Origin of the sequence: Streptomyces sp. LN549, from assembly GCF_043203805.1 — a bacterium.
In the GTDB taxonomy this organism is placed as follows: domain Bacteria; phylum Actinomycetota; class Actinomycetes; order Streptomycetales; family Streptomycetaceae; genus Streptomyces.
Genome location: NZ_JAZHRI010000002.1, coordinates 4,611,880 through 4,624,236, shown reverse-complemented (window position 1 = coordinate 4,624,236; position 12,357 = coordinate 4,611,880). Strand labels below are relative to the sequence as shown.

General features: G+C 70.3%; 8 protein-coding genes and 3 tRNA genes. 5 read left to right on the top strand and 6 right to left on the bottom strand.

Annotation, left to right across the window (positions count from 1 at the left end; all coding sequences use genetic code 11):
• Nucleotides 1-171 precede the first annotated feature (171 nt).
• From SH922_RS20850 to SH922_RS20840, 3 genes are all read right to left on the bottom strand, one after another.
• The gene (locus tag SH922_RS20850) at nucleotides 172-2,433 is read right to left on the bottom strand and encodes a DEAD/DEAH box helicase (protein WP_393059413.1); all 2,262 of its coding nucleotides are present in this window, start codon (nucleotides 2,431-2,433) and stop codon (nucleotides 172-174) included.
• 241 nt (nucleotides 2,434-2,674) lie between these two features.
• The gene (locus tag SH922_RS20845; protein WP_393059412.1) at nucleotides 2,675-3,250 is read right to left on the bottom strand and encodes a hypothetical protein; all 576 of its coding nucleotides are present in this window, start codon (nucleotides 3,248-3,250) and stop codon (nucleotides 2,675-2,677) included.
• Between the two features lie 242 nt (nucleotides 3,251-3,492).
• Nucleotides 3,493-3,843: a metallopeptidase family protein gene (locus SH922_RS20840; RefSeq protein ID WP_393059411.1), complete on the bottom strand. Its 351-nt coding sequence runs from the start codon at nucleotides 3,841-3,843 to the stop codon at nucleotides 3,493-3,495.
• Nucleotides 3,844-3,928: 85 nt separating this feature from the next.
• On the opposite strand from SH922_RS20840, the gene SH922_RS20835 reads away from it, so the two are divergent.
• The 4 genes from SH922_RS20835 (at nucleotide 3,929) to SH922_RS20820 (ending at nucleotide 5,953) form a co-directional block, all read left to right on the top strand.
• Nucleotides 3,929-5,494: a metallophosphoesterase gene (locus SH922_RS20835; protein WP_393059410.1), complete on the top strand. Its 1,566-nt coding sequence runs from the start codon at nucleotides 3,929-3,931 to the stop codon at nucleotides 5,492-5,494.
• Nucleotides 5,495-5,670: 176 nt separating this feature from the next.
• Nucleotides 5,671-5,743: transfer RNA gene (locus SH922_RS20830), tRNA-Glu, on the top strand.
• Nucleotides 5,744-5,779: 36 nt separating this feature from the next.
• Nucleotides 5,780-5,854: transfer RNA gene (locus SH922_RS20825), tRNA-Asp, on the top strand.
• 22 nt (nucleotides 5,855-5,876) lie between these two features.
• Nucleotides 5,877-5,953, top strand: a tRNA-Phe gene (locus tag SH922_RS20820).
• Nucleotides 5,954-5,991: 38 nt separating this feature from the next.
• Here SH922_RS20820 and SH922_RS20815 read toward each other — a convergent pair.
• The 3 genes from SH922_RS20815 to SH922_RS20805 form a co-directional block, all read right to left on the bottom strand.
• Nucleotides 5,992-6,894, bottom strand: a complete 903-nt coding sequence (locus SH922_RS20815) for a cytochrome c biogenesis CcdA family protein (protein ID WP_393059409.1) — start codon at nucleotides 6,892-6,894, stop codon at nucleotides 5,992-5,994.
• Entirely contained in the window at nucleotides 6,891-7,733 is an 843-nt protein-coding gene (locus SH922_RS20810) for a DsbA family protein (RefSeq protein WP_393059408.1), read from the bottom strand. Before SH922_RS20810 ends, SH922_RS20815 begins: the two co-directional genes overlap by 4 nt.
• A gap of 64 nt (nucleotides 7,734-7,797) precedes the next feature.
• Nucleotides 7,798-8,187 (bottom strand): hypothetical protein, encoded by a 390-nt coding sequence (locus SH922_RS20805; protein WP_393059407.1) that lies wholly within the window; start codon nucleotides 8,185-8,187, stop codon nucleotides 7,798-7,800.
• A gap of 168 nt (nucleotides 8,188-8,355) precedes the next feature.
• On the opposite strand from SH922_RS20805, the gene hrpA reads away from it, so the two are divergent.
• Nucleotides 8,356-12,276, top strand: coding sequence for an ATP-dependent RNA helicase HrpA (gene hrpA, locus SH922_RS20800; protein WP_393059406.1), 3,921 nt, complete (start codon nucleotides 8,356-8,358; stop codon nucleotides 12,274-12,276).
• Nucleotides 12,277-12,357 lie beyond the last annotated feature (81 nt).

The window sequence follows — 12,357 nt, the reverse complement described above, 5'->3', positions numbered from 1 at the left end:
TCTGTGCGAAGTGTGAAAGCCCCCCGGCCCCAACTCCCCGTGCAAGTCGGCTGACTTTAACAGCAGCCGCACAGGCACCGACAGAGAAATTCGAACCCGTTCAATAAAACAGGGCCCGCACATCACCGAGGTGATGTGCGGGCCCTGTTCAGCAGTCAGGCGATCGGACGATCAGCCGTTGCGCTTCCAGCGCGGCTTGTCGTCACGACGGCCGAAGGAGCCGGTGCTCGTGCCGGTTCCCGTGGAGCGGTGGTCGTCACGACGACCGGTGGGGCGGTCGCCGGCGCCGCCGGAGCGGAAGCCGCCCGCCGGGCGGTCGTCACGACGGTCGCGGTTGAACGGACGGTCGCCGCCACCGGAGCGGAAGCCACCGGACGGGCGCTCGTCACGACGGTCGCGGTTGAACGCCGGGCGGTCGTTGTCGCGGTTGAAGCCGCCCGACGGACGGTCGTTGTCGCGACGCTCGAAGGAGCGGCCGCCACGGTCGTCACGACGGTCGCCGCCACCGGAGCGGAAACCGCCCGAGGGACGCTCGTCACGACGGTCGCGGTTGAACGCCGGGCGGTCGTTGTCGCGGCGCTCGAAGGAGCGGCCGCCACGGTCGTCACGACGGTCGCCGCCACCGGAGCGGAAACCGCCACCGACGGGACGGTCCTCACGACGGTCGTTGCTGCCGCGGAACGACGGACGGTCACTGCTGCCGCGGTAGCCGTTGCTGCCGGCCGGACGGCCGCTGCGCTCGCCGACACGGTCGCTGCCGCGGTCGTTGCCGCCGCGGTAACCGCCACGGTCGCCACCGCGGTTGTCCCGGCGCTCGTAGTTGCCGCGGTCGTCGCGACGCTCTTCGCGCGCTGCGGGCTGCTCCGGCACGGAGGTGGCGGCCAGCAGTGCGGCCTCCGCCTCGGCTGCGACCTCGGCCACCGCTGCCTCGGGGTCGTCGCCCCGCTCGCGTGCGGCGCGGGCGACCAGGCGGTCGGCCTCCTCGCGCAGCTCCACGGCACGGCGCTGGATGCGCTCCAGCTGCTTGGTCAGGTCGGCGGCCTCGCGCTCGGCCTGCTTGGCGGCGTTGTTCGCGGAGTCGGCCTGGACCTCGGTGAGCGAACGGGCGCCGGTGATCTCGGCGACCTCCGGCTCGAAGACGCCCGCGCCCTGGACGATGTGACGCGACGCGTCGACGCCCGCGTCCTCCATCAGGCGGAAGATCTGGCGGCGCTGGTGCGGCAGCGCCAGCGAGACGACGACACCGGACTTGCCGGCACGGGCGGTACGGCCCGAGCGGTGCAGGTAGTCCTTGTGGTCACCGGCCGGGTCCACGTTCAGGACCAGGTCGATGCCGTCGACGTGGATACCGCGGGCGGCGACGTCGGTCGCGACGAGCGCGTTGACGTAGCCCTTCTTGAAGTCCTCGAGAACGCGGGTACGGGCGCCCTGCGTCATGCCGCCGTGCAGTGCGTCCGCCTTGACGCCGGCCTCGATGAGCTGCTCGGCGATGCGGTCGGCGCCCAGCTGGGTGCGGACGAAGATGATCGTGCGGCCCTTGCGGGCGGCGATGGCGGAGGTGACCGGCGCCTTGTCCTTCGGCTTCACGACGAGGACGTGGTGCGACATGGTCGAGACGTTGCCCTGGGCGGAGTCGACCTCGTGGGTGACCGGGTTGCTCAGGTAGCGCTTGACCAGGGTGCCGATCTCGTTCTCCATGGTGGCGGAGAAGAGCATGCGCTGGCCGCCGCCGGGGATCTGGTCGAGCAGCTCGGTGACCTCGGGCAGGAAGCCCAGGTCGGACATCTGGTCGGCCTCGTCGAGGACGGCGACCTGGACGTTCTCCAGGGAGCAGGCGCCCCGGTTGATGATGTCGCGCAGCCGGCCCGGGGTGGCGACGAGGACGTCGACACCGCGCTCCAGCGCGTAGATCTGGTTGCCCATCGACGTACCGCCGCAGACGACCTTCATCTTCAGGCCGAGCACGTCGCCGTAGGGCTGCAGTGCGTCCGCGACCTGCATCGCGAGCTCACGGGTCGGGGTGAGGATGATCGCGCGGGGCTTCTTCTTCTCGGTGTGCCCACCGGCCAGCGCGGTCAGGGTCGGCAGACCGAAGGAGAGGGTCTTGCCGGAGCCGGTACGGCCGCGGCCCAGGATGTCCTTGCCGGCCAGGGCGTCCGGGATGGTCGCCGCCTGGATCGGGAAGGGCGCGGTCACACCGTTCTGCGCGAGCTTGCGGACGATGCCCTCGGGCAGGCCCAGCTCGGCGAACGTGATGGTCGGCTCGGCGTCCGCCTCGTCGGCGGCGGAGTCGGTGTCGGCCTGCTCGGCCTGCTCGGCCTGCTCGGCCTGGGGGGCGTCGGTCTCGACGGCCTCTGCGACCTCGGCGACGACGGCCTCTGCGGCCTCGATGAGCTCGGCGCTCTCGACGTCGTTCTCGACGTTCTCGGGCATGACGGTGTGGTCAGAACTGGAAATTGACATGCGAAATGCGAAACCTCTCGGAGTCTCGGCACGCGCCCGTAACTCCGTGTTTTCGCAATTTCGACCGCCTCAATGCGGTCCAGCCACGGCAAGGGAGAGTACGCGCCACACGGCGCTCTTCTGTGTCGGCGCCGGGCAATGGGATCAAACGATCTACCACCATACGCACTCTCACCCACATTGCGCAAACCGCCCCCTTCCGGCCGACCCGTCAAGCCGGTCCCACCTGCGGTGATGCCTCCGGAGTCCGCATCGCGTAGAAGGCGTCCGGCGCACCCGCCGCGCCATTACGGAACTGAGCGGCAGGCGAGGCCGAGGGCACCGGCGGCGCCGGTTCGGAGGGCTCCGGCTCGGGCTCCGGCGGGTCCGGCGGCCGCGGGGTCTCGGGGGTGCCGGGTCCCGGGTCGGACGGAGCCGGCGACTCAGGCTGCTCGGGGACCCCGGGGCCCGGCGCGGAAGGCAGCTGCGTCGGCGGACGGCCGCCCTTTGCCGGGCCGGACCGGTCGGATTCGGTGCCGGGGCTGCCGGAGGGGGCGACGGAGGCGCTCGGATCGGCGGACCGGGCGCCCTCGCGCTCGGAGTGCGCCCCGGCGCCGCCCCCCGTACGGGCCTGACCAGTACCGGCCACCGTGGATCCGTCCGGTTCGGCCACCGATCCCTTGGGTACGGCGGAGCGGGAGGGCGCCGGTTTCCCGCCGTCGGAGCCGATGCTCATACAGCCGGTGGACGCTGCGATCGTCACCGCAGTGACGGCCGCCCAGCGGACGGGGACGGGCAACTGGCGCACGGGGGCACCTCCGGGGGCGCGAAGAAGGACGGGGCATCACGGAAACGAGCCGGGAGCGCTGTGCCCAACTCCCGCCGCCCCGCCGGGGACACGCCCCCGGGCAGGCCCGCACACCTCGTTCACACCTCGCGATGTGCCGCATCTCACCCGACCCGAACGCGTCCGGCCCCCTCCGTCACCCGTGACCTGGCGCCTTCGACCTCGCACCACCACCCGTGACCGGCACCTTCGGCCTCACACCCTCACCCGTAACCGAGCGCGTGCAGCCTCTCGTCGTCGATGCCGAAGTGGTGGGCGATCTCGTGCACGACCGTGATCTCCGTCTCGGCGACGACGTCCTCGCGCGACTCGCACATCCGCAGCGTCGGTCCCCGGTAGATGGTGATCCGGTCCGGCAGCACACCGGCGTACCACTCGCCGCGCTCGGTCAGCGGCGTGCCCTCGTAGAGCCCGAGCAGTTCCGGATCGTCGGATTCCGGCTCCTCCTCGACGAACACCGCGACGTTGTCCATCAGCCGGGTGAGCTCCGGCGGAATCCGGTCCAGCGCCTCGCCGACCAGTTCCTCGAACGCTTCCCGCGTCATCTCCAGCACCCCGTCATTGTCACGTACGGGCGCCGGAAGCGCCCGGGTGTGCCGTAAGCGCATATCCGCCTTCCGGCCGGGGCATACGCGCCCAATGGCCCGCGACCCGTTCCGTGCCGCAGCAGCCCGCGTCCGGCACCTCGTCCGACTCCGCCCACGCCCACGCTCCGGCCGGGGGCCCGGCCGTCGCCCCCGCAACAGCGGCATGCTCGCCGGCTCGCCGCGTCCGTTCGCCCGCGCGCTCGGCCTCGTCGCCGTCGTGCTGTTCGGCGCCTGGCTGGGGCTGCTGGCCGTCGGCAGTGTCCGTACGCCCGTGGGCCCGATGGACACGACCATGACCCTGCGGCCCTCTCTCAGCGGCGGCACCAAGATCAACGTGTCACCGCTCGGCGCCCTCGAACTGGACTCGCACCACGCCCCGGTCCGGCTCGACGTCGACGTCGACCGCCTGGACCCGGTCCGCTCCGAGGCCCTGGTCCAGCACCCCGAACGGCTCGCCGGCCTGGAGGACGAGGTCGGCGGCGACGTGAGCGCAGGTGCCCGCGAGCTCGCCGTGCGCTCCTGCGTCGCGGTCGTCTCCGGCGCCACCGCGCTCGGCCTCGCCGTCTACCGAAGGCCCCGGCGCGCCCTGGCCGCCGGGGGGCTCGCGCTCACGCTGCTGGCCGCCTCGGGCGTCGGGGCGTACGCCACCTGGAACCCCGAGTCGGTCCTGGAGCCGAAGTTCTCCGGGCTGCTCTCCAGTGCTCCCTCGGTCGTCGGTGACGCCCGCTCGATCGTCACCGACTTCGACATCTACCAGCAGGAACTCGCCCGGCTGGTCACCAACGTCACCAAGCTGTACGACGCCACATCGACGCTCCCCGTGTACAGCCCGGACCCCGCGACCCTCCGCGTCCTGCACGTCTCCGACATCCACCTCAACCCCGCGGCGTGGCGCATCATCGGCTCACTCGTCGAGCAGTACGACATCGACGTGATCATCGACTCCGGCGACACGATGGATCACGGGGCAGCCGTGGAGAACAGCTTCCTCGACCCGATCAGCGATCTGGGCGCGCCCTACGTCTGGGTCCGCGGCAACCACGACTCGGCGGTGACGCAGAAGTATCTGGAGGGGAACAAGCGTTTCAGGAACGTGCACGTGCTGGACGAGGGCCGGGCGGTGAACGTCGGCGGTCTGCGGGTGGCGGGCATCGGGGACCCGCAGTTCACCCCGGACCGCACGGGTCCGGAGCAGGCCGAGGGTGCCGAGCAGGCGGCGGGCCTGCGGCTCGCCGCCGCGCTGCACGGCCAACGGCGTGCGGGCACCCCGGCGGACATCGCCGTCGCCCATGAGCCGGAGGCGGCCCGGCAGACGGACGGAGCGGTCCCCCTCGTCCTGGCCGGCCATGTGCACCACCGGCAGAACGAGCTCATGAAGCGCGGCACCCGGCTGATGGTCGAGGGGTCCACGGGTGGCGGAGGGCTGCGTGCCGTACAGAACGAGAAGCCGGAGCAGGTGCTCGCGTCGGTGCTCTACCTGGACCGCTCCACCCGCCGTCTGCAGGCCTGGGACGAGATCACCCTGGGCGGCCTCGGCCTGACTACCGCCGAGGTCAGCCGCCATCTGCCCAAGGAGAGCCGGCCCGACGCGACGCCCTCCCCTATTCGGTTTGGCTGACACCGAAACGCACGTGTACAGTCTCCGACGTGCCCAAGGGCGCCGGTCAGGGCTCGACCGTTCTGAAACCTCATAGGTTGAAGGAGAAGCCGAACCTCTCGAGGGGAAGCGGAGTCACCGGCTTCTCACTTTCCCTTCGGGCGACAGACGCAGAAGCAAGCTGTACCAGCAGTTCTGCCCTCATCGTCTAGTGGCCCAGGACGCCGCCCTTTCAAGGCGGTAGCACGGGTTCGAATCCCGTTGGGGGCACGCACAACCTGTGCGACACTTAGTCGCACAAAGCTTGGTCCTGTGGAGCAGTTTGGAGTGCTCGCCACCCTGTCAAGGTGGAGGCCGCGGGTTCAAATCCCGTCAGGACCGCTGCAGCCCTTATGAGCTGCGTGGCTGGGTAGCTCAGTTGGTACGAGCGATCGCCTGAAAAGCGATAGGTCGCCGGTTCGATCCCGGCCCCAGCCACCACCTGAAGGCCCCGTCCGGTGGACGGGGCCTTCGTTGTGTCAGACGCCCTCCCGGTCCGCAGTGTTCGCCCTGTCGGAGCCGTCGGAGCCGTCGGTTCCTTCGGTGCCGTCGGGGCCGTCCCCGCCCCGGCCCCGCCCGGACCGCGCCGCGAGCACCAACAGCACCACGGCCACCACCGCGACCAGCAGTACCGCGTCCGGCACATGCTCACCGATGCCCCGGGCCCACTGCTCCACGGCGAACGACTGGTCCACGTTCAGGAGACCGGGCAACGCCGTCGTTCCGTCGTACGCGAGGAACAGCGCGCCGAGACCGATGAAGAAGAGCCCCGACAGCAGCGTCGTGGTGTGCAGTTCGAAGCGGCCGAGGCGCAGGACACGACCCCGCAGCCAAGCCCTCCGGCCCAGCTCGAACCGCTCCCAGAGCAGCGCGAGCAGGAAGAGCGGCACCGCCATGCCCAGCGCGTAGACGGCAAGCAGCAGCCCTCCGTACGCCGGGCTGCCGCTGACGGCCGCGACGGTGAGGACGCTGCCGAGGATCGGTCCCGCGCAGAAGCCCGCCAGGCCGTAGACGGCACCGAGCGCGTAGACGGACAGCGCGGTGGTGGGGCGGATCCGGCCGCTGAGTGCGGAGATCCTGCGCGAGGCGAAGCCCAGACCGACGATCTGCGCGACGCCCAGCCCGATGATCAGCCAGCCCGCGCCGAGGACGAGGGCGTCGCGGTGGCTGTAGAAGAGCCGTCCGGCGTACGAGCCCGCGGCCCCGAGCGGGACGAGGGTGGTGGCCAGGCCCGCGTAGAAGATCCCGGTCCTGGCGAGCAGCCGGGAGGCGGAGTCGATGGAGTACGCGAAGAAGGCGGGGAGCAGCAGGGCGCTGCACGGGCTGAGCAGGGCCAGCAGCCCGCCGAGGAACGCGGCGAAGTAGCCGATGTCCGATGTCACTTCGCGGAGCCCTTGTCGGGGGAGGCGGTGCCCTTGGCGTCTTCCGCGCCCCCCGTGTCCTGGCCGGCGCTGCCCAGGTTCTTCGCCCGGTCAGCCGCCTGCTCGATGGCCCGGGTGAACGTCTCCGCCGGCTGCGCCCCGGCGATCGGGCGGCCGTTGATCAGGAACGACGGGGTGGACGTCGCGCCGATCCCGTACCCCTGCTCCTGGTCCTTGCTCACCGCTGCCGCGGCCGCCGAGCCGTCCGTGTCGCGGACGAAGCGGTCGAGGTCGGGCACCCCGGCCTGGCGGCCGAGGGCCTTCAGCCGGTCCTTGCCGAATCCCTTCTCCTTGGCTCCTTCGGAGTACGCGGCACGGTGGAACTCCCAGAAACGGCCCTGCTGCCCGGCGGCCCAGGAGGCGCGCGCTGCGGCCTCGGACTCGGCGCCGAAGATCGGGAAGTTGCGCCACTCGATGCGCAGGGTGCCGTTGTCGACGTACTTCTTCACGAGGGCGGGTTCGGTGTCCCGGGCGAACTTTCCGCAGTAGCCGCACTTGAAGTCGGCGTACTCGATGAGGACGACGGGCGCGTCCGCCCGGCCCAGTGCCAGCTTGTCGCCGGCGTCACGCCGGGCGAGCTTCGCCAGTTCCGGGTAGACGCCCTCGTCCGGGTCCGCGGTGACGCCCGCCACCACCGAGGACGAGGAACGGGCGTCGGGGGAATCGGGGGCGGTCGCCCGGTAGGACACGTAACCCAACAGCGCGGCGGCGACGACGACCCCGGCGCCGTAGACCAGCGGCTTCTTGCGGGATGTCCGGGACGACGGCTTCGGGGACGGCTTGGGCATGGATGTGGGCATGCGGAACTCCGGGCTGGTGATGCGGGAGGAATGAGGAGGGACGGCAGGGAAGGGGGCGGGCCGTCTACACCCTCAGTACCGAGAGTTCCACCGGGGTCGGCGCGGCCGCGTCGGGTCCGCGCAGCGTCAGCGGCGCGGTCCGCAGGACCGGCCCGGGGCCGGTGGCCGGGGGCAGGCCCCCTTCGGCGAGGCCCGGCGCCTGGTCGTGGGCCGCGCGGGCCCGCCCGGGAACGGCCGGCTCGGTGCCGTCGTGCTTGCCCTTCCTGCCACAGCCCGGAAGGCCGTCTCCCTGCCCGGTGCTCATGGACACGGCGTTCATGGACACGGCGTTCATGGACACCGCCACGGACGGACCCGGCGAGGCCGTCGACGCCGAGGCCGTCGACGGTCCGCAGAACAGCCCCAGGACGACCGCGAGGGCCGCCACCAGGCAGCACCACGACGAACGGGACACGGCAGAGGGCCTTCCGGCAGAGGGAACAGCGGAGAGTTCAGCAGGGATCAGCTGTCCGGAATGGTACGTGCTGTGATCGCGCCGTCCCCGACCGTACGGGCGCGGTGACGGAGGCCGCGCGAAATACGTTCGCCGTTCCTCGGGCCCGGGTGAGATCCTGGGATCCGTATGTCTACTTCCTTTGCCGATCTCCAGTCCCAGCTCGGGCAGCTCTCGCTCCGCGACGCGCACCGGCTCGGCCGCCGCCTCGAAGGCGCGCGCCGCATTCGCAAGCCCGAGGCCCAGCAGGCCGTGCTGGACGAGATCGCGGCCCAGGCCACGAAGTCAGCCGGGCGGCTCGCGCTGCGGGCCGGGCGGATGCCTGCCCTCTCGTATCCCGAACAGCTGCCGGTCAGCCAGAAGAAGGACGAGATCCTGGAGGCGATACGCGACCACCAGGTCGTGATCGTCGCCGGTGAGACCGGCTCCGGCAAGACCACTCAGATCCCCAAGATCTGCATGGAGCTGGGCCGCGGCGTCCGCGGCATGATCGGGCACACCCAGCCGCGCCGGATCGCGGCCCGCACGGTGGCCGAGCGGATCGCCGAGGAGCTGAACACGCCGCTGGGCGAGGCGGTCGGCTGGAAGGTCCGCTTCACCGACCAGGTCAACCAGGACGCGACCTTCGTCAAGCTGATGACGGACGGCATCCTGCTCGCCGAGATCCAGACGGACCGCGAGCTGCTCGCCTACGACACGATCATCATCGACGAGGCCCACGAGCGGTCGCTGAACATCGACTTCCTGCTCGGATATCTGGCCCGGCTGCTTCCCAAGCGCCCGGATCTGAAGGTCGTCATCACCTCGGCGACCATCGACCCCGAGCGGTTCGCGCGCCACTTCGGCGAGGCGCCGATCGTCGAGGTCAGCGGGCGTACGTATCCGGTGGACGTGCGGTATCGCCCTCTGCTCGAAGAGGACAGCGAGGACTCCGACCGCGACCAGATCACCGCGATCTGCGACGCCGTCGACGAGCTCCAGTCGGAGGGGCCCGGCGACGTCCTGGTGTTCCTCTCCGGAGAGCGGGAGATCCGCGACACCGCGGACGCGCTGGGCAAACGCAATCTCAGACATACCGAGGTGCTCCCCCTCTACGCGCGCCTGTCGCACGCCGAGCAGCACCGTGTGTTCCAGCGCCACACCGGGCGCAGGATCGTGCTGGCGACCAACGTCGCCGAGACCTCGCTGACCGTCCCCGGCATCAAGTACGTGATCGACCCGGGCAACGCCCGTATCTCCCGCTACAGCCACCGCACGAAGGTCCAGCGGCTGCCGATCGAGCGGATCTCGCAGGCCAGCGCCAACCAGCGCAAGGGCCGCTGCGGCCGTACGTCGGACGGCATCTGCATCCGGCTGTACTCCGAGGACGACTTCCTGACCCGTCCGGAGTTCACGGATCCGGAGATCCTCCGGACGAACCTGGCCTCCGTCATCCTCCAGATGACCGCGGCCGGCCTCGGCGACATCGAGAAGTTCCCCTTCATCGACCCGCCGGACCACCGCAACATCCGCGACGGCGTACAGCTCCTCCAGGAGCTGGGCGCGCTGGATCCGGAGGAGAAGGATCCGAAGAAGCGGCTGACCCCGCTGGGCCGCCAGCTCTCGCAGCTGCCGGTGGACCCGCGGCTGGCCCGCATGGTCATCGAGGCCGACCGCAACGGCTGTGTCCGCGAGGTCATGGTCATCGCCTCCGCGCTCTCCATCCAGGACCCGCGCGAGCGGCCGTCCGAGAAGCAGACGCAGGCCGATCAGCAGCACGCCCGGTTCAAGGACGAGACGTCCGACTTCCTGGCGTTCCTGAATCTGTGGCGCTACATCCGCGAGCAGCAGAAGGAGCGCGGCTCCTCGAGCTTCCGCCGGATGTGCAAGCAGGAGTACCTGAACTTCCTGCGCATCCGCGAATGGCAGGACATCTACGCGCAGTTGCGTACGGTCGCCAAGCAGATGGGGATCGAGCTCAATGAGGACGACGCCCCGGAGCAGTCGGTGCACACCTCGCTGCTGGCCGGTCTGCTGTCGCACATCGGGCTGAAGGACACCGAGAAGAACGAGTACCTGGGCGCCCGCAGCGCCAAGTTCGCGATCTTCCCGGGGTCGGCGCTCTTCAAGAAGCAGCCGCGGTTCGTGATGTCGGCCGAGCTGGTGGAGACGTCCCGGCTGTGGGCGCGGGTCAACGCCCGGGTCGAGCCGGAGTGGATCGAGCCGCTGGCCGGCCATCTGCTGAAGCGCACCTACAGCGAGCCGCACTGGGAGAAGGACCAGGCGGCGGTGATGGCGTACGAGCGGGTCACGCTGTACGGCGTACCGATCGTGGCCCAGCGCAAGGTCAATTTCGGCCGGATCGACCAGGAGGCCTCGCGGGATCTCTTCATCCGCAACGCCCTGGTCGAGGGTGACTGGCGCACGCACCACCAGTTCTTCCACGACAACCGCAAACTCCTCGGCGAAGTCGAGGAGTTGGAGCACCGTGCCCGACGCCGCGACATCCTCGTGGACGACGAGACGCTCTTCGACTTCTACGACCAGCGGATCCCCGAACACGTCGTCTCGGGCGCGCACTTCGACTCGTGGTGGAAGCACAAGCGCAAGGACGAGCCGGACGCGCTGGACTTCGAGCGCTCCATGCTCATCAACGAGAAGGCCGGGGCCGTCACCAAGGACGACTACCCGGACTCCTGGCGGCAGGGGAAGCTCAAGTTCCGGGTGACGTACCAGTTCGAGCCCGGTGCGGACGCCGACGGCGTGACCGTCCACATCCCGCTCCAGGTGCTCAACCAGGTCACGTCCGAGGGCTTCGACTGGCAGATCCCGGGCCTGCGCGAGGAAGTGGTCACCGAGCTGATCCGTTCCCTGCCCAAGCCCATCCGCCGGCACTACGTCCCCGCACCGAACTACGCGGACAAGTTCCTGGACCGGGCCGTACCGCTGCAGGAGCCGCTGCCGGTGACGCTGGCCCGGGAGCTCCAGCGGATGGTCGGCGTGCCGGTCACCGCGGACGACTTCGACCTGAGCCGGGTCCCGGACCACCTGAAGATCACCTTCCGGGTTGTCGACGAGCGGCGCCGCAAGGTCGCCGAGGACAAGGACCTGGAGGCGCTGCGGGTCCAGCTGCGCCCCAAGGCCCGTCAGGCCCTCTCCCAGGCCGCCGCGGCGACCGCGGGGCCGTCCGGGGAGTCCATCGAGCGCTCGAAGCTCACGGACTGGACGATCGGCACGCTGGACCGGGTCTTCGAGACGCGGAGGGCCGGGCAGCCGGTGAAGGCCTTCCCTGCCCTGGTCGACCAAGGCGAGACCGTGGCCGTACGGCTCTTCGACACCGAGGCCGAGCAGCAGCAGGCGATGTGGCGCGGCACCCGGAAGCTGATCCTGCTGAACATCCCGGTGAACCCGGCGAAGTTCGCCTCGGACAAGCTCACCAACCAGCAGAAGCTCGCTCTGTCCCGTAACCCGCACGGCTCCATCCAGGCCCTCTTCGACGACTGCGCGACGGCGGCCGCCGACCGGCTGATCGCCGCGCACGGCGGTCCGGCCTGGGACGAGGCGTCGTTCCGGAAGCTGTACGACAAGGTGCGCGCCGACCTGGTGGACCTGACCGTCCGCACGATCGGCCAGGTCCAGCAGATCCTGGCGGCCTGGCAGGCCTGCGAGCGCCGGCTGAAGTCCACCAACAGCCTGGTCCTGATCAACAACGTCACGGATGTACGGGATCACCTCGCCCGTCTCGTACCGCCCGGGTTCGTCACCCTGACCGGGCTGCGCAGGCTGCCCGATCTGATGCGCTACCTGGTCGCAGAGGACCGCCGGCTCCAGCAGATGCCGACGAACGTCCAGCGCGACACCACGCGCATGGAGAAGGTCCACGAGATGCAGGACGAGTACGCCTGGCTGCTGGAGCAACTGCCGCAGGGCAGGCCCGTTCCGCAGGAGGTCCTGGACATCCGCTGGATGATCGAGGAGCTGCGGGTCAGCTATTTCGCGCACGCCCTGGGCACCGCGTTCCCCGTCTCCGACAAGCGGATCGTCAAGGCGATCGACGCCGCCGCCCCGTAGAGCGCCTGGTGGTGGGCGCGTAACGGCTCCACCACCAGGAGTGAGGTCGACCGCACCCTCTGACCTCCTGTACAGTCTGTC